Here is a 17,362-nt window from a genome sequence, read left to right as displayed (position 1 = left end):
TGGGTATTGGTTTTTATTTGCGAATATGAGGGCACAGCGCCCGCGACGCTTTTGCGGCGTGGTCCAATGACCGGCAGCCGCCAAGGGGTGGAATTGGCCGGTCGTTTGTGCGGCGGGCGGGTGGGTCAGACATGACCTCTCAGCCCGGCGCAACCTCAATCCCGACTGCTGTGCTTCGGCGTTTACTGCGCAATCTGAAATGGATCTTTTCCTCTCAGATAGCAGTCGCTTTGCTGGGCCTTGTGTTTCTGCCGGTGGCCGCCCGCGCACTTGGGGCCGCAGGCTTGGGGGTAATGGCAATAGGCGAGGCCTATGCGCGGATCGTTTCCCGATTCCTTCATCTTGAGCCCTGGCAGGCGGTGATTAGATATGGAAGCACTGCGCTGGAGGAAGAAGACCGCGAACGATTTCGCCGACTTGTCGGGCTGTCGGTCCTGATTGACGTGGTTGGGGGCGTATTGGCCGCCGGCGCTGCGATCGCATTCGCACCGATCATCGCCGGATGGCTGGGGCTGGATCAGGATCTTGCATGGGTGCTGCCGGTCGCATCGCTGGGAATTCTGGTTTCGCTGAGGCCAACCGGGTTGGCTTTGTTGCGGTCCTTCGACCGGTTCGATCTGTTGGCCAAACTGGATATTTTCGCAGCGTCTGTGCGGATGGTGCTGGGGGTGATTGCCTGGCAACTGGGGTTTGGGCTGCCTGGCTTTGTCGCGATATTTGTTGCTGTCAGCCTTTTAGACGGCGTTCTGGCCTTTGCCGCGGGGCTGCGAGAAATGTCGCGGAATGGCTATGGTCGTCCGATGCTTGGAATAAAACAAACTCTGGGTGAAAATTCCGGGTTTCTGCGCTTTGTTTGGAACAGCAATCTCTCTGTCATCCTGCGTCAGACCACGCAGCGCCTGGACGTGATCATATTGGGTGTTCTGATTTCACCGACGATGGTGGGATATTACCATATCGCGAAACGGTGCGGCGAAGCTGCACTGCGTCTTGGACGACCGCTAAGCCAGGCGATCTATCCCGAGTTCACCCGGTTTGCCGCCCGAAATGAATTTGACCGTTTGCAAAAAATGCTAACGGGTCTCAGCGCCGGGTTCTGGGGGGTAATTGCCCTTGTCTTGATTCCAGTGATCTTGATGCTGGAACCGATCGTTACTGCGATTTTTGGTGTGGATTATGCCCCTGCAGTACCGGTCGTGCGCGTGCAGGCAATCGCGGTAGGTATTTATCTTGGTGGGATACTGCTGAACCCTGCACTGCTGAGTCTGGGGCAAGACCGGGCCTTGGTTCGGATCGGTTTGTTGAACACTATTTTGTTTCTGATCCTCATTGCACCGATGGTTTCTGTTTTGGGCGTGGTCGGTGCCGCAGTGGCGCATATGCTGTGTAATTCCGTTTGGTTAGGGCTGTGTGTGTTACACTTGCGGCGTACATTGCTGAACCCTGCATTACACGGAAAGGAGCAGGTGCGCCCATGAGACCTGCATCGGTCCAATCAGTTTCCTTTGGCAAGCCGACCAATGGAATCGGCTATTTGCCAAGCGTAGACATGGCAGCTCTCTATTTCCTGATGGCGGCTGTAGCCCTGGCGCCGATGAACTATCTCAGAGTGGATTTCGTCTATTTCACCCTCTCGGATTTCTTCTTTGTGCTGGCTGGGTTTGTCATGCTGGCAACTGGCCAGCTGCCGGTTAAGATATTCGGTCCCGCAAGCGGGTTCTGGTACAGTTCGTTCCTGTTTTTCACAGGGGGCCTGACCGTAGGTTCGTTGATCAACGGAGATCCGACCGAGCTGCTGACTGTGTTTGTTCAGTACTTCTTTTCGTTGATCGTGCTGCCAATCCTGATCGGCAATCGAAGCTTTGATCAGATCGTCCTGCTGATGAAGGCATTTATTATTGGAATGGGCATTGTTGTGCTGTTTGGCATCTATGCAATCAACTTCATGGAAGACCCGACACACCGGTTTGTATCCGCAAATGGTCGCATGCTTTCGCTGGTCGAGCGGGCAAATGAATGCGCGCTCATGCTGGCGATGGCCATCGTTTTCCTGCTTAGCCTGATCCTGCAGAAGCAAAGCAGCCGCATCTGGGGGCTGATCGTGCTGCCAATCCTGTTTTACGGCATCATTCTGACCGGTTCGAATTCTGGTCTGATCGTGACCATAGTGGGGACTGTCGCCATTATCCTCAGCAGCGGGTCCCCGCGTCATGTTGTGATCCTGATCGCCAGCACGTTGATTGCGGTTTTGGTGGTCCTGAACTTTGGTGAGCTTTTCTTGCCCGAGGTCTTTCGCGAACGAGTTCTGAATGCCGTTCTTGCAGGTGACATTAGCCAGGCGGGCACGTTCTCTGACCGGCTATTCCTGCTGCAAGAGGCCTTCGAGGTATCCCGTGGCACTTTGTTGATCGGGCTGGGTGCAAACCAGTACAGCCTGGCCAGCGAACAGGGAATCGTGGTTCATTCGGCCTATTTGCTGACTCTGTCCGAAGGTGGCTTGATTTCTCTGCTCGGTATGGTCGGCTTTATTTTGGCCAGCATATACTTGGCCTGGATGGCCATTTCTGTCGGCCGCTCGCCATCGGTCGGGGCACTGACCATCGTTGCCATGCTGATGTATGTCGTGCTGCTTGCCGGGGCGACGACCTTTTATGCCCGGTTCTGGAACGTACCCTTTGTCCTTGCCATTGCGCTTAGCGTGTCGCGCCTGCCGGTGTTAGGACCAACGAATACACTTAGGAGATTGTCGTGAAATTATTGCAAAAACTGATGCTTTCTGTGATCGCGGCTTCGGCTTGTTTTATCGGTGCGCTTCAGGCCGAGGAATATGTTCTGGCACCGCAGGACAAGATCAATTTGCGTGCGATGCGTTGGGATCCGGTGGTTGCGTCTTTTGTGAACTGGCAAGGCGTTTCCGGTGAATATGCGCTTTCTTCGGGAGGGATGCTGATGGTGCCTCTGGCCGGCCAGGTTCATGCTGAAGGGCGAACGACCGAAGAACTGGTACTGCTGCTGGAAACTCAGATGCGCACTCGCGTGGGGATGGCAGAACCGCCTCATCTGGCGATCGAAGTCATCGGCCATCTGCCTGTATACATATTGGGGGATGTCCAGATTCCAGGCTCGTACCCCTATCGGCCACAACTGACCGCGCAACAGGCGATGGCGCTTGCGGGCGGGGAATACCGGTTGCCGTTGCAAAATGACGTAGGAACGAACTTTACCGGATTGCGGGTTCAGGGTGAAGTTCAGTTGTACAATGAACAGATTGAAGCTTTGCAAGCCGAACAACGCCGATTGCTGGCTGATCTGTCAACACTGTCTCCGGACGGCGGTGATGCCAAAATTGAACCCCCACAAGGTCTGCAGGGGGAGATTCTGCAAGCGGATCAACAGGCCCGGAAAGGGCAGGGTGAACGGATCATCCAATTGCAGGAGACCCTCAAAGATCAGATTGAAAGTCTCGAACGGCAGCTGGCATTGCGGGCGAATCAGATCGCGATCACGCGTAAGGATCTAGATGATGCTCTGGAACTACAGAAAAAGGGCCTCACGGTCAGTTCGCGCGTGTCATCTCTGTCCAACTCGCTGAACGATCAGGAAAGCAAAAGCGTAGATATCGAGATTGCTCTGGGCTTGGCCCGGCAACAGTTGAACCGCGCGCAACGCGATGAGTTGGAGTTGCTCGATACCGCGCGGTCAAATACGCTTGTCAGGTTGAATGCCTTGCAATTTGAACTGGAGGACCTGCAGACTCGGCTGGGTACCGCGAAAATCCTGCAGGCCGAGTTGGCGGCGCTTGGCGTTGTTGAAGAGGTTGATGCGGTTGAAGAGATCGTGATCGAATACTCGGTCACCCACGCGGCCGGAGGGGCCGCAACGGCGATTTCGGGTGATACTGTCTTGTCCCCCGGGGATACGCTTTCGGTTTCTCGAACCTTCGTCACGCAAACACAATAGATTTCAGTTCAATGATTTATGGTTCAGCGCGCGGTCCTGATGTCCGGCGCTGAGCCAAAAAGGCGGCAGGCCAGAATGAAAAAGATACGCGTTTTATTTCCCTTTGCAGGTTGGGCAGATCTGGGCGGCAGTCATGTTTCCGCGCTCAAACTTGCGTCCTGTCTGGATCGGGATCAGTTTGAACCATTGGTCCTTTGCCACAACGAAGCCGGGTCGGTCGGGCAGTATGCTCAATCGCTGGGTCTAAATGTCGATGTTTTGCAGGGCCCCAGGCTTATGGGCCCTCCAAACAATAAGACGGATGCGGATGTTGGCTTTCCGGAATACTGGACCCGGACCTACGGCCAGCTCGTCCGGTTTTTGCGGGACAAAAAGCCAGATATCGTCCACACAAATGAGGGCCGATTGCATGTGAATTGGGTGTTTCCGGCCAGACGGTTGGGGATCAAGCATATCTGGCACCACAGGCAGGATCCGCGCGCGGTAGGCGTTAACTATGTCGCGCCGGTGTTTTCGAACTGCATCCTAAGCGTGTCGTATTTTTCGAAACCCTCGCGTCCGATACGCTCGGTTGACAAAAAGTTTCAGGTCATCCGCAGCCCCTTCGACCTGAGCATTCAGCGCCCGGATCCAGACGCGGCGCGTCGGATGATCCTGAACGAAATCGGTGCGCCGGAAAATGCAGTTCTCCTGGGATATTTTGGCCATCTGGAACCGCGAAAACGGCCGGTTCATTTTGTCCAAAGCCTTGTGGCCATTCAGAAACAGTTTGCGGACAGGCCGGTACATGGCCTGCTGTTTGGCAAAGTACTCAATCCCGATGACGGGTTGGACTCAGGCTCCATGGACGTGGCCCGAGAACAGGGGATGGGCGCGCAGATTCATATGATGGGTTTTCGGCAGGATGTTGAAAAGTGCATGGTCGCAATGGATGCCACCCTTGTGCCGGCCTTGAACGAGCCATTTGGACGCACCTTGATCGAGGCAATGCACCTTGGACTGCCTGTTGTGGCCACACGGCACGGCGGCAATGTCGAGGCAATCGATCATGGCAAAACCGGTTTTCTGGTAGATCCGCAGGACCCCGAGGCCTTTGTTGAGCCGGTCGTCTCTCTGATTGAGGACCCGAGCCTGAGACAGCAGGTAACACAGGCTGCATACCAATATGTGCAGGATAATTTTGGGTTGGATAAACACGTGGCCGAAGTGTCCGACGTGTACCGAGAATTGGTTTCGTAATCCGGATGCGAAATGTAAGGTTTTGGGGGTAAAATGGGTTTGCCGAACGAACGAAAAATAGATTTCCTGATTTTCGGTGCTGCGAAATGTGCGACCACTTGGTTGCAGAATTCATTGACGGCTACACCGCAAATTTTCATGCCGGATCCCGAGCTGCACTATTTCTCGGATCATTATGACCGGGGGGCGGTCTGGTATCGCGATCAATACGAAGGATATTCGGGCCAGAGTATCGTGGGTGAAAAGTGCAATACCTACCTGACACATCCAGAGGCCGCCAAAAGGATCGCCCAGGATCATCCTGATGTCAGGTTGATCCTGCAGATGCGCGATCCGGTTCGCAGGGCTTATTCCGATTACTGTATGCTGTATCGCCGGGGCACTGTCGGGGACGACATTCATCGGTATCTGGACCCCGACAAAGCCGGTGATGAAAGGTTCTTGCACAACGGCAGATATGGCTATCACCTGCGCCGCTTTTACGATCTGTTTCCGACCGATCAGATTTTGTTACTGGCCTATGAAAATACCGTCTCGCAACCGGTGGAAACCTTGCGCCGTGTTGCCGATCACATCGGTTATTCCGGCGTCGTGGAGCCGCCACTAGAAGAGCGGGTCAAAAACAAAAATACGCCAATCGTGCCCTTGCCTCTGAGGCGGGTTCTGGCGCCGCTTCGACCGTTGCTTGACCCGATCCGGCATACGGGGCCGTTAAAGGCCATTCGCAGAGCGGTGGCGCGGCAGGTGGAATACCCTGAATTGCCCGATGCTTTGGCGCAGAAAATGGCCGATTTCTACAGGCCAGACGTTGCCGAGCTTGATGCGATTGATCCGGGTCTCAGCCGCGGGTGGCGCAGTTTCTCGGATTAGACGTCAGCTTAGAATGGGTGTGGATCAGTCGGTTGCAGTCGAGGGCAGCGTGGTATCGCTGTCGATCAGCCCCATTTTCCGTAGCAGGATCGTGTTGATCCGCGCGACGTCAAACTCTTGCTCGGCACGCGCCCGCGCGGCCTGACCCATGGATTCGATCAGGCTCCGGTCTTCAACGAATCTTCTCATCGCATCCGCCAGCCCCTCTGGATTGCGTTTGGGGACGATAAACCCGTTTTCCCCGTCGCTGACCGCATCGGCGCATCCCGGGGCATCGGTCGTAATGACGGCGCGCCCTGTCGACATCGCCTCAAGAATGGCGCGGGGGATGCCCTCACGATAGACGGTGGGCAATACGAAGACCGAACATTCCTTGAGAAATGGCCGAACATCCTTGGTTTCGCCTAGATACTCGATATGCCCCTGCTGGCCCCATTCTTCGAGCTGCTGTGCGTTTACCGAGTCCGGGTTGTCGTCCAGCGGGCCCAAAAGCTGACAGCGCACATCAGGGAATTGTTCCCTAAGCTGCCGGGCGGCCTCGGCATATTCGAACACGCCCTTGTCACGCAGCAAACGTGCGATCATCAGGAACACGGGTGGATCCGTAGGCTGATGGGATTTTGCGTATCTGGCGAGATTGACACCGGAACCGGGCACAATCGACAGCGCGGCCTGAGGTGCCAGCAAACGTCTGCTGCGAAACTCCTCGGCGTCGACCGAGTTGTAAACCAGAACTTCGTCGGCACCTTTCAATCCGATGCGGTAAAGGCCTGTCGCCACCGCTCTCAGCACTTTTCGGCGCAGGGTCAGTTCGGCATCCGCAAATACATAACCTAACCCGGTACACATCGCGAACCGCCGTCGAACGCCGGTCAACCGCGCCGCAAGGCCGCTGAAGATGATCGGCTTCATCGTATAGGCAAAGACGATATCGGGCCGTATTTCCCGGCAGATCCCGATCAGCGTGAACAGGGTGGACATATCCTGAAATGGATTTAACCCCGCGCGCGCCATGGGGATTTGCCGAAATGTCACGCCGATCTCGGCAAGGGCTGCTTCGGTCGCCGCATCGTTTTCTGGTGCGCAAGCAAGTACGTCTGCGCGTTCAGCAAGCTCTTTCAGCAGGTCATAACGAAAATTGGTCAAAGAGGTCGTAAGATTGCCGACAAACAGAACTTTTGGACGTCCGCCAGTTGTCGAACCTCGTTCGGCAGGTACGGCTTGGGCACCGGAAGCGGTGTCGGGAAAATCACTCATCAAAGAAACATTTCAAACTTTAAAAACCAAGGTTGAGGCGATGCTGATCCATGTCGCCGAAGCTGTCAACGGCGCTGTCACCAAAGCCGATTGTTGCCTATTTTTCACCTCTGACTGTCTGCGGCCTGATTGTTGAAAAATCACGCTGTTAAGTGACCTGGAACCTTGCATAAGCAATCGATTCAGGTCAGGTTTCGCCTGCCGCGGCACAAAAAGATATTTCCGAACCTGCGGAGTTTGTTTCCAATTCAGGCGCTGAGCGCCAAAAATTTGTTAATTGTTGAGCTTGCCTGACCTCCTCGGATGGTTTGGCGCGAGGTAAAGAAATGATCCGGAAATCCTGCTGTCTAAATTTGAGCAATTATAGGCTTGGCCCATCTTCCATCGGCTATCCTCTGGCCGCTTATCTGAAGGGAAACAGCTGATGCCCAAATGGCCATTCTTCGAAGAAGATGAAATTGATGCTGTCAGCGCAGTGCTAAGATCCGGTTGCGTGAATGCCTGGACCGGCCCCGATGTCAAAGAGTTCGAACGTGAATACAGCGCCTATACCGGCGCGCAGCATGCGATCGCCATGGCAAATGGCACGGTCACTCTGGACGCCGCGCTGCTGGCGTTGAACATCCGACCCGGAGACGAGGTTATCGTCACACCGCGTAGCTTTATCGCGTCTGCCAGTTCGATCCTTCTGGCCGGTGGCAAGCCGGTATTTGCAGATGTGGATCGTGACAGCCAGAACATCACCGCAGAAACGATTGCACCGGTTCTGACCGACAGAACCGTGGGGATTATCGCGGTCCATCTGGCCGGGTGGCCATCGGATATGGCGGGTCTCATGGATCTGGCGCGCAGCCGCGACCTCTGGGTGATCGAGGACTGTGCGCAGGCGCATGGTGCCATGATCGGTGACCAGCACGTGGGAACCTTTGGCACCTGCGGCTCGTATTCTTTCTGTCAGGATAAAATCATCACAACCGGTGGCGAAGGCGGAATGCTGATCACCAATGATGATGAGCTGTGGTCCAAGGTCTGGAGCTATAAGGATCACGGTAAAAGCTATGAACACGTGTTTAACAAAAGCCACCCTCCGGGGTTTCGCTGGCTACATAGTGGGCAGCCGGGCACCAATCTGCGGATGACCGGGCTTTCCGCCGCCATCGGGCGCATTCAGCTGGGGAAACTGGACGGGTGGCGCGCCCATAGAACCAGAAATGCCGAGATTTTGGCGGAAGCTCTATCCGGATGCGCTGCGTTTCGGGTACCTGTTCCACCTGCCGGGCTGACACACGCCTATTACCGGTTTTATGCGTTCATAAGACCTGAGAATCTGGCCTCGGGTTGGAGCAGGGATCGCATCATAGCTGATATTTCTGCGGCGGGTTTCCCCGTGTTCTCGGGCAGTTGTTCTGAAATATATAGAGAAGAGATGTTCGCACGCCTTGGTGTTGGCCCGGTTGATCCCTTACCGGTGGCGAAAGAGCTTGGTGAAACCAGCCTTGCTTTTCTGGTTGATCCGACCTGGTCGCATCAAGATATCGTCGGTCTGGCCGAATTTGTACGCGAAATCGGAGATCGGGCGCGTGCATAGGCAGTTCACACCGCCGCATTCAGGGCGCGTGTCTGAAGGTTCCGACCCGGCATGTGCCGCCGGATCAGGTTAGTGAGTTTCGGGTGTTGAACGGATGATCATGCATGTCATCACCGATTTTTCCGGTCAGGGCGGGGCCCAGGCGATGCTGGCTCGGCTGGTTGCCAAATCCGGGGATCGGGTATTGGTGGTGTCGCTGACGGAGGTTTCGGACAGGATCAAAAGCCAATGTGCAAATCCAAACGCCGTTCTGATCGGATTGAATGCCAGATCACTGTCGTCCATGCCCTGCGCGATATTGCAGATATCGCGTCTTATCCGTCAGTATAAACCGCAGGCGGTTCTGTGCTGGATGTATCATGCGATGGTCATCGGGCTGATTGCCAGCTGGATATCAGGTCGAAAGGTGCCAATTTACTGGACGGTGAGGCAGGCTTTGGACGATACCAGCTCATTCACGCGCAGCACACGGATTGCGGTGGACCTGTGTCGGCGTTTGTCGGGCAGGTGCGCGGGGATCATTTATAATTCGCAACGCGCATTGGATCAGCACACGAAGAACGGGTTTGCTGCTGCGCGGTCTTGCGTCATTCCGAACGGTCTGATCATGCCTCAAGCCTCTGTGGTGCGGAGCGACCCGCCCAGGGTTTTCGGGATTGCGGCGCGGTTTCATCCACAGAAGGATCACGAAACCCTTTTCCAGGCTCTGTCCCTGGCGCTGCGGTCAGTCCCCGATCTGCGCATCATCGCGGCCGGAGAGAATATGTCGCCTGAAAACTCCGAAGTACAATCATTGCTGGCGCGCTATAACCTGACTGCCGACAATGTAGAGCTGTGCGGCGACCTGCATGATATGGCTGCATTCTACAAACGGATTGATGCGCTGGTGCTTTCATCCCGAACCGAAGGGTTTCCGAATGTCATTGTCGAAGCGATGAGCTATGGCCACCCCGTTGTGTCGACGGATGTGGGTGATGCAGTGGTGATCATTCGCAACTGCGGATTGATCGTACCGCCCCGCAACGCGGAATTGCTGGCAGACGCTTTGGTCCATGCCGCAAATTGGTCGGCCTCAGAGTATCTGGAAAAAAGAGAAAAAGCCCGGGCGATTGTGGCCAGTACCTACCAGCTTGACCGCATTGCCGCGCAGTATCGGAACATTTTGGAGAGCGGCAGTCTTGATCCCGATAAGATTGCCTCTCAGCCAGAACAGAAGGGGATCTGAGCGATGTGTGGCATTACCGGATTTATCAACTTTGGCACCGTTGATCGGTCTCAGGCCTCATCCGTCCTTGGCAGGATGTGTCAATCGATTGAACACCGTGGCCCGGATGGAACCGGGTTGTTTGTGGACCCGGATCAGGGTGTGGCCCTGGGGCATCTGCGTCTGGCCATTATTGATCTGTCGGAAACCGGGGTCCAGCCGATGGATTCCGCAGACGGTCGGTTCACCATTGTGTTCAATGGTGAGATCTATGGCTATCTGGAACTGCGTCAGGAATTGCAGGATCTGGGCATAAGCTTCAGGGGCACGTCCGATACCGAAGTTTTGCTGGCGGCGATGCAGCTTTGGGGTATCCGCAAGACACTGGACCGCGTACACGGGATGTTTGCCATTGCCGTGTTTGACCGGAAAACCCAGAGCGTGACATTGGCGCGCGACCGGATTGGCAAAAAACCTCTCTATCTGGGCCTGGCCGGGAAAACCGTTCTGTTTGGGTCCGAATTGAAGTCACTGCGCGCGCATCCGGAATTTGGACCGGCAGAGGTGGACCGCGCAGCCTTGGGATCGTTTCTTCGGTTGGGATATATTCCTGCCCCGCGCACGATTTACCCAAATGTCCTGAAACTGCCTGCGGGCTCTATGGTCGAGATCAAACTTGACACCCCACCGGCCTCGTTGGATGCGCTTCTGCAAGGGATCGAGCGGTTTTGGGATATCGAGGCCGTAGTCACCGAGGCGCGCGCAAACCCCTATCCTGACGATGAAACGGCCATAGCTGAAATCGAATCCGAACTGCTGCGCGCGGTGGGCGAACGGATGGTTGCGGATGTGCCGGTTGGGACATTTCTGTCCGGAGGCATCGACTCGTCGCTGATAACTGCAATGATGCAAGAGCAATCCAGCAGGAAGGTTCCCAGCTTTACCGTACGCTTTGAGGACGAAGACACCAACGAAGCCGACCATGCAAAAGCCATCACCGAGTATCTTGGGACGGATTACCACGAGGTGACGGCGACGCCGGAAATGGCGTTTCAAGCCATCGAAGGCTTGCCGCAGGTGTTTGACGAACCTTTCGCCGACCCGTCGCAACTACCAACCCTGCTGGTTTCGCAACTGGCGCGCCAGCAGCTTAAGGTCGTCATGTCCGGCGACGGCGGTGACGAGTCGTTTGGTGGCTATGCCCGATATGTTCGGATGCAGGCCTTTGAGCGCCTGAAGGGCAAGATGCCCGACCTGGCAATTCAAGCCCTGTCGCAGACGCCGCAATCGGTTCTTGCAGCTCTGGTGCCTGTCCTCAAGCCATTCGCCCCAAGCAGCATGCGTGACGATCTGAGCGCGGATCGTCTGGCCAAGCTGGCGCCGGTTCTGCAGGGACGAGAGTTCCAGTGCCGCTATCAGGCCCAGTTTTCGATCTGGTCCTCCGGTATGCTTGGAAAGTCCGGCATCCCGCTGGGCAATGAGATCGGAACGCATGATTTGCCCGCAGGGTTGAGCCAGTTGGACAGCATGATGTTGTTGGATTCGCTCTATTATTTGCCGGATGATATTCTGGTGAAGGCCGACCGCACTTCGATGTCGGTGGGCCTTGAGATGCGCGCGCCGTTGTTGGACTACCGCGTTGTCACCGCCGCCTGGCGCTCTTCGGCATCGCTTCGGTGCGACGGGAAGGTTGGCAAGGTGGCGTTGCGGGAGCTTTTGAAAAAGCGGGTTCCGCAATCGCTGTACGACCGGCCAAAGCGCGGGTTCGGTATCCCACTCAACGCTTGGCTGCGCGGGCCCCTAAAGTCCCGTGTTTCCAGCATTCTTCTGGATGGGAACGGGCTTGAGGGTTTCGTGGACAAGGCAGCGCTGGAAAAATGCTGGGCCGAGCACCAATCAGGCAAACGCAACTGGGGTGCTCAGCTGTGGACGGTCTTTATGTTCCAACTATGGTCCGAAGCGTGGATGCGCTGATCGCAGCTTGGCGATTTTGCGATCAGTCAGTCAGATAACCGACCTGACCAAGACAAAGCCCTCAGCCGCGGCCCGGTGAACCGTCGCGCCACGCAAAGTTGCCAACGCTTTCAAGCTCTGAACCGAACGCTCGTGCGGGGGCTGTTTGACCTGGCTTGCAAATAACTGGAAGGCTTCCAGTTTACGCTCCAATGTATCCGAAATGTCCACAAACAAGTTCGGCACGAACGGCGGCGTCAGATATGGCGCGTTCCAATTTGTCTCGGACAGCGTCTCATAGGCCGCGATCGTCGTCGGGTATTTGTCCTGATAAGGTCGGCTTGCCACCAAAGTCGAAAGGAAACTCAACTGGTGGTCCAAATGGATGTCGCCGGGATGTGGCGCCAGGATGACACTTGGGTCGAGATCGCGGATCAGTGTTCCCAGACCTGCGTTCAGGTCACCATGGGGGTGCTCAGCCAGTTCAGCGGCAGGGAAATCCAACCAATGCGTATGCGTCACACCAAGATGCTCATGTGCGGCCCGGGCTTCGGCCTGTACATTGGCGATCTGTTCCGTGCTGAACCGGGGCGACCGACCCGTTGTGACAATCGCAATATGGACTGCGCGACCTGCATCTGCCAGTCGTGCGATGGTGCCGCCAGCCCCAAGGACTTCATCATCCGGGTGCGGAGCAACCACAATTACCGGTCCGTCCTGTCCGTCAAAAGGTGTCAGCGCTGTCATTCGGAATTCCTGAGCTTTGAGTGCAGTTCGGGCGGCGCATCGGCGCCGGTCCAGTTTGTGATGTCCAGACATTTCCCATCCCCACAGGCGACCGTAAACCGGTTTCCTTCGATGGCCTGTATCTGACCAGGCAGGCCGATATAGTAGCCCTGCAGGGCGGTGTTCTGTACACCCAGCAGGATCAGTTTCTCACCGGATGCAGAATACGTGTAAGCGCCGGGATAGGGCGGCCCGGCTGCGCGTATCAACCGGTTAATCTCTGCCGCGGGTCTGGTCCAGTCGATCAGCCCGTCCTCGGGCCGCCGCCGCGCGCAAAGGCTGATCCCGGTTTCTGGCTGCGGAGCCGCCGGGATATCGCCTTCAGAGATTTGCGTCAGAAGCTGAGGCAGCAGCTGCGTCAGGGCCTGAAGCGCCCGGTCATACAGCTCGCGCGCTGTTACCGTGTCGGGATCGACCGCATATCGAGCTTGCGCCGCAATCGGGCCGTCATCGGCCCCTTCACCCAGCCAGAACAATGACGCGCCCACATCGGTTTCGCCCAATATGACAGTCCAGGGGATCACACCGCGCCCGCGCAGACGGGGCAGGGCGGATGGGTGAAACCCGACGCATCCGATCTTTGCCTGGGCCCGAAATTCCGGCCCGCAAATCTGAGACCACCCGATGACCAGTATCAGATCAGGTTTTACGGCTTGCATGGTTTTGATTGTTCCGGCCGAGTCACTTTTGGCGGTATAGTGGACAGGAATATCATACCGATCTGCAGTGGGTTTGAGATCTGCAAAATCAGAGTGCCGGTGAGACAAGTCCGGCGGTAGTGTCACCACCAAATCCGGTACAAACCCTCGGGCACATATGGCGGATAAGGCGACATGCGATCCTTCGACCGCCCCCACAAATACCGTCTTCATGCAGGTGTCTCCTTTCGGCTGTCCAGCCAGTTGTCTGCGGCCTGAATTCGGTCAGGGCGTTTATGCTCTCCGGCCAAGGCTACCATAATGGTTTCGAACAATATCTTCAGATCAAGCGACAGGGACCGGTGCGCGACATACCATAGATCCAGCTTTAGCTTCTCGTCATTTGAAAGCGCGGTATTGCCGCTGACCTGAGCCCACCCTGTCAGGCCGGGCCGAACCGTGCAGCGCACCCGCCCATTGTCTCCAAACTCTTCAATGGTTTCGGGAAGCAGGGGACGGGGCCCAACAAGGGCCATATCTCCGCGCAAGATGATCACAAGCTGGGGCATCTCATCCAGCCTCACGCGGCGCAGAAGCTTGGTGGTTTTTGTCTGACGTTCCGAATCTGGCAGCAAAGCCCCGCTTTGATCGCGTGTGTCGGACATTGTTCTCAGCTTCCAGATGCGAAAGACGCGCCCGTTGCAGCCTGCCCGCCGTTGGCCAAAAAACAAAGGTCGCCCGACCGAAAACAGCACAATCACACAACCCGCCAGAAAAAAGGGCAGCGCGATCGTGCCCGCGATCAGGCAACACAGTATTTCGAGAAATCTGTTCATATTCAAACCCAAGAACTGTAGCTGAAAACTACGAATATCAAACCAAGAACCAACATCTCTCCGGATCATCCTGCTGGCCGGATCCAAGTTCCGACGCACTGATCCGAAGTCTGGGCTGAGTTGATCCCAAATTGATTCTCGATTCAAGCGGCAGAGCCGACCGGCACCCTGACTATGCGGAAATTTTTCCAAGCATGCGCCAAGTTCACAAAGCCTTTGTCAGGAAAACCGGCCTGCGACTCATGAGAGGATTGGCCGAAAGGAGTTGTCATCTTTGTTGCGTCTTGGTTCACAATGCTCCGATTGGGGCTTATTGTGGATCGATTAATCAAGATTGAGGCCCGGACAGCGGCCCACGAAGATTTCATCGGATTGAGAAAATGACTGTAAATTTCCCCGTGAGATTAGCATTTCCATTGTTTACGCTAGGTCAATCGGCGCTCAAGTCAGCCGAAACAAGGAGGAAATTCTGCAACCCTCAGCAAAATATCAGTCAAAGAGTACTTCAGGAAACGCTGCATTTCGTTAATGAAGTGTGAAGAAATTACTTTTGAGGGCGCGGAAACGTATGTTAGCGTTGAAGGAGATTGAAGAAATTGCGCTAACCGGCGAACCAGAGGAACAATTTTGTTACTTGCGTGAATTATTATTATTAACGAGTGAAGTGAGTGTGTTCAACTTGGGCGATTGAGACCAGCTCAAGTGAAGGGGGCAAAACAAAGATACAGGTACAAGGCTTTCGGTTGATCATCTGATCGCGGGCCTTTGGTTTATATAGGACAGCTGCAAGCGGTCTGTGAGTGATCAGTTGGGAGCTGTGGCAATGTTTTGATGCTGCAGGATCCTGTTGGGTAACGATGTACGAGTAATTCTCGATCGGAATTGAGCCGGTGATGAGATAAAGGGGTGAGGTAAATGGTTTCGGGTTTTCATTGCTGGAAAACGCAGATTGTTAGTGAGTTGCGTGCCAATCATCGATTAGTCTTTGGAGACATTGTTGCTTCGTCTTTCTCAGCCGTAGTGGCAATAAATCTTGCGAATGGTGGAACGGTAGCGCAACAGATGGCGCCAGCCATGTTCCCGCTGATGCTCTTGTCCAGCCTGATTGGACTGGCGGTTTTCCCGCTTGCGGGCATGTACCGGCGCCACACACGCTCGACGTCATTGCGAGACATTCGTCTGATCCTGCGGGGATCGACAATGTTGGTCCTGTGCCTCATGGCTGCCAGTGCAGTTTTCGAAGTGACCAAGGCTGTACCCTTCGCTGCCTTCATTATTCAGCTTGGCTTGATGATCCTACTGCTCAGTGCCCTGCGTGTAGTTGCCCGTAGCCGTGAGCTGAATCGCCAGAATGCGCGGTTGATGGCCGAACATCAGGACAAGGTTCCGGTGCTTTTGGTTGGTACAGGTGCAAGTTGTGATCTGTTTGTCAGGTCTTTGCGGAATACGCACTCCAAGTATCAGCCGGTGGGCATTATTGACGATGCGCGCAATACCATGGGGCTGTATTTCCACGATGTTCAGATTATCGGATCTCTTCTGGATGCCGATCGCGTGGTCGAGCGGCTTAAAACCTGGGATCATTTGCCCAGACGCTTGTTCCTGACCGAACCGATCACGCATTTTGAAAGTGATGGCATCCGCAAGCTGACCAGCTGGTGTGAATCCAACGGTATCGCTGTCTCACGCGTGCCGGGTCTTGGGGAAGAAGGCCAGGATGCCGCCAATGGTTGTATTATCAACCCGGAAGAAATTCTCGAGCGGCCACAAAAAGCTGTCGAACGCTCGATGTTGCGCGAGATGTTCCGTGGGCGCCGCGTATTGGTGACCGGTGCAGGTGGTTCGATCGGTAGCGAACTGGCACGTCAGATTGCCTCTTTCGATCCGGCGGAACTGGTGATGATCGACCATTGCGAGTTCAACGCCTATTCCATCGACATGGATTTGTCGCAGAACTTTCCAGATGTTCCCCGGCGGATGTATATCGCAAGCATTCGCAATGCGTCGCGTGTGAATGACATCTTTGAACGTCATCGCCCCGAGTTGGTGTTCAATGCCGCCGCCCTGAAGCATGTTCCGATGGTTGAGATGAATCCCTGCGAGGGCGTTTTGACCAATGTGATCGGAACCCGTAACGTCGCGGATGCGGCCCGGAACTATGGTGCCATCGCGATGGTGCAGGTTTCCACCGACAAGGCTGTAAACACCACCAATGTGATGGGTGCAACCAAGCGCGTTGCTGAGTTCTACGTTCAGGCGCAGGACCGTGTAACCAACGGAACCGAGGAAGAAACCCGGTTCTTCTCGGTACGGTTTGGCAATGTTCTGGGGTCGTCGGGCTCGCTGATCCCGCTGTTTCAACGTCAAATCTCGAACGGTGGTCCGCTGACCGTGACCGATCCCCGGATGGAACGGTACTTCATGACCATCCGTGAGGCCGTGCAACTGACTCTGGTTGCGGCCGCAAGCGGGTTGAAAATGGAAAGCAGCCACGGAGAGATATTCGTTCTGGATATGGGTCGGCCGGTCAAGATTGTTGATCTGGCCGAACGGATGATCCGCCTTGCCGGGCTAAAGCCTTATGAGGATATCGACATCGAATTCATTGGTATTCGTCCAGGCGAAAAGCTGTTCGAGGAATTGTTTGATGCGTCTGAGAAACGCCACGAATGCGGCATTTCGGGCGTCGGGTCCGCACGGCCCGAGGGCATTCCTGTCGCCCGCCTGCGCGCCATGATCCGGAAACTGGAACAGGCTGCGGCAGAAGGTGACGAACTGGCAGCCAAGCGCCTGCTGAAAGAGCTCGTGCCAGGGTATGGTGCAAATGGCCTGCGTCCGGTTCCGATCTCGGAATTTTCATCCAAGCCCATTTTCAAAAGCGCTGGCACAAACGCAGCAAATGCGGTCAGTCAGTCTGAAGGAGAAAACCCGGAACTGCTGCCCGCTGGCAGCTGATTTAGCATTGTTTTTTCTGGTGTCGGTTATTTTGCCGAATTTGGTTTCTGTGTTTAATATTTCCGCCGAAAGGGCC

The 17,362-nt window shown here is 55.4% G+C and carries 13 protein-coding genes; 9 read left to right on the top strand and 4 right to left on the bottom strand.

Going from position 1 to position 17,362, the window contains the following annotated elements; translation table 11 throughout:
* Positions 1-131: 131 nt before the first annotated feature.
* The 5 genes from AC2FH2_RS07865 to AC2FH2_RS07845 all read left to right on the top strand — a co-directional run bounded on the left by AC2FH2_RS07865 (position 132) and on the right by AC2FH2_RS07845 (position 6,069).
* Entirely contained in the window at positions 132-1,478 is a 1,347-nt protein-coding gene (locus AC2FH2_RS07865; protein ID WP_496689392.1) for a lipopolysaccharide biosynthesis protein, read from the top strand.
* 71 nt (positions 1,479-1,549) lie between these two features.
* A complete protein-coding gene (locus AC2FH2_RS07860) occupies positions 1,550-2,752 on the top strand; it encodes an O-antigen ligase family protein (RefSeq protein WP_496823271.1) in 1,203 nt (400 codons plus the stop codon).
* Complete coding sequence (locus AC2FH2_RS07855; RefSeq protein ID WP_496823270.1) at positions 2,749-3,960, top strand: polysaccharide biosynthesis/export family protein; 1,212 nt, start codon at positions 2,749-2,751, stop codon at positions 3,958-3,960. The genes AC2FH2_RS07860 and AC2FH2_RS07855 overlap by 4 nt, the downstream gene beginning before the upstream one ends.
* Before the next feature lie 75 nt (positions 3,961-4,035).
* A complete protein-coding gene (locus tag AC2FH2_RS07850; protein WP_496823269.1) occupies positions 4,036-5,199 on the top strand; it encodes a glycosyltransferase family 4 protein in 1,164 nt (387 codons plus the stop codon).
* 33 nt (positions 5,200-5,232) lie between these two features.
* Positions 5,233-6,069 (top strand): sulfotransferase family protein, encoded by an 837-nt coding sequence (locus AC2FH2_RS07845; protein WP_496823268.1) that lies wholly within the window; start codon positions 5,233-5,235, stop codon positions 6,067-6,069.
* Between the two features lie 24 nt (positions 6,070-6,093).
* On the opposite strand, the gene AC2FH2_RS07840 is transcribed toward AC2FH2_RS07845, so the two are convergent.
* Entirely contained in the window at positions 6,094-7,326 is a 1,233-nt protein-coding gene (locus AC2FH2_RS07840; protein ID WP_496823267.1) for a glycosyltransferase family 4 protein, read from the bottom strand.
* Between the two features lie 424 nt (positions 7,327-7,750).
* Here AC2FH2_RS07840 and AC2FH2_RS07835 point away from each other — a divergent pair, with 424 nt between their 5' ends.
* From AC2FH2_RS07835 to asnB, 3 genes are all read left to right on the top strand, one after another.
* Positions 7,751-8,914, top strand: coding sequence for a DegT/DnrJ/EryC1/StrS family aminotransferase (locus AC2FH2_RS07835; RefSeq protein ID WP_496823266.1), 1,164 nt, complete (start codon positions 7,751-7,753; stop codon positions 8,912-8,914).
* Positions 8,915-9,014: 100 nt separating this feature from the next.
* Complete coding sequence (locus tag AC2FH2_RS07830; RefSeq protein WP_496823265.1) at positions 9,015-10,139, top strand: glycosyltransferase; 1,125 nt, start codon at positions 9,015-9,017, stop codon at positions 10,137-10,139.
* 3 nt (positions 10,140-10,142) lie between these two features.
* Complete coding sequence (gene asnB, locus AC2FH2_RS07825) at positions 10,143-12,092, top strand: asparagine synthase (glutamine-hydrolyzing) (RefSeq protein ID WP_496823264.1); 1,950 nt, start codon at positions 10,143-10,145, stop codon at positions 12,090-12,092.
* A 30-nt stretch (positions 12,093-12,122) separates the two neighbouring features.
* Here the strand turns inward: asnB and AC2FH2_RS07820 are convergent, their stop codons facing one another.
* Genes AC2FH2_RS07820 through AC2FH2_RS07810 form a run of 3 tightly spaced genes read right to left on the bottom strand, consistent with a single transcriptional unit; the run spans position 12,123 to position 14,331 of the window.
* The gene (locus tag AC2FH2_RS07820) at positions 12,123-12,818 is read right to left on the bottom strand and encodes a PIG-L deacetylase family protein (protein ID WP_496823263.1); all 696 of its coding nucleotides are present in this window, start codon (positions 12,816-12,818) and stop codon (positions 12,123-12,125) included.
* On the bottom strand, positions 12,815-13,729 hold the full coding sequence (locus tag AC2FH2_RS07815; RefSeq protein ID WP_496823262.1) for a methionyl-tRNA formyltransferase: 915 nt from the start codon (positions 13,727-13,729) through the stop codon (positions 12,815-12,817). The genes AC2FH2_RS07820 and AC2FH2_RS07815 overlap by 4 nt, the downstream gene beginning before the upstream one ends.
* On the bottom strand, positions 13,726-14,331 hold the full coding sequence (locus tag AC2FH2_RS07810) for a sugar transferase (RefSeq protein WP_142636214.1): 606 nt from the start codon (positions 14,329-14,331) through the stop codon (positions 13,726-13,728). The genes AC2FH2_RS07815 and AC2FH2_RS07810 overlap by 4 nt, the downstream gene beginning before the upstream one ends.
* 1,062 nt (positions 14,332-15,393) lie before the next feature.
* Here AC2FH2_RS07810 and AC2FH2_RS07805 point away from each other — a divergent pair.
* Positions 15,394-17,286 carry a polysaccharide biosynthesis protein gene (locus tag AC2FH2_RS07805; protein WP_496823261.1) on the top strand — a complete coding sequence of 631 codons (1,893 nt, stop codon included), beginning with the start codon at positions 15,394-15,396 and terminating at the stop codon, positions 17,284-17,286.
* Positions 17,287-17,362 lie beyond the last annotated feature (76 nt).

The organism is Ruegeria sp. YTSA105, assembly GCF_059610225.1.
This window is presented reverse-complemented; position numbering and strand designations above follow the sequence as displayed.

Excerpts from the sequence above, each read along its gene's own strand:
- AC2FH2_RS07865 (WP_496689392.1), top strand. The coding sequence starts at position 132 with ATGACCTCTCAGCCCGGCGCAACCTCAATCCCGACTGCTGTGCTTCGG.
- AC2FH2_RS07860 (WP_496823271.1), top strand. The coding sequence starts at position 1,550 with ATGGCAGCTCTCTATTTCCTGATGGCGGCTGTAGCCCTGGCGCCGATG.
- AC2FH2_RS07850 (WP_496823269.1), top strand. The coding sequence starts at position 4,036 with ATGAAAAAGATACGCGTTTTATTTCCCTTTGCAGGTTGGGCAGATCTG.
- AC2FH2_RS07845 (WP_496823268.1), top strand. The coding sequence starts at position 5,233 with ATGGGTTTGCCGAACGAACGAAAAATAGATTTCCTGATTTTCGGTGCT.
- AC2FH2_RS07840 (WP_496823267.1), bottom strand. The coding sequence starts at position 7,326 with ATGAGTGATTTTCCCGACACCGCTTCCGGTGCCCAAGCCGTACCTGCC.
- AC2FH2_RS07835 (WP_496823266.1), top strand. The coding sequence starts at position 7,751 with ATGCCCAAATGGCCATTCTTCGAAGAAGATGAAATTGATGCTGTCAGC.
- AC2FH2_RS07830 (WP_496823265.1), top strand. The coding sequence starts at position 9,015 with ATGCATGTCATCACCGATTTTTCCGGTCAGGGCGGGGCCCAGGCGATG.
- asnB (WP_496823264.1), top strand. The coding sequence starts at position 10,143 with ATGTGTGGCATTACCGGATTTATCAACTTTGGCACCGTTGATCGGTCT.
- AC2FH2_RS07820 (WP_496823263.1), bottom strand. The coding sequence starts at position 12,818 with ATGACAGCGCTGACACCTTTTGACGGACAGGACGGACCGGTAATTGTG.
- AC2FH2_RS07815 (WP_496823262.1), bottom strand. The coding sequence starts at position 13,729 with ATGAAGACGGTATTTGTGGGGGCGGTCGAAGGATCGCATGTCGCCTTA.
- AC2FH2_RS07810 (WP_142636214.1), bottom strand. The coding sequence starts at position 14,331 with ATGAACAGATTTCTCGAAATACTGTGTTGCCTGATCGCGGGCACGATC.
- AC2FH2_RS07805 (WP_496823261.1), top strand. The coding sequence starts at position 15,394 with ATGGCGCCAGCCATGTTCCCGCTGATGCTCTTGTCCAGCCTGATTGGA.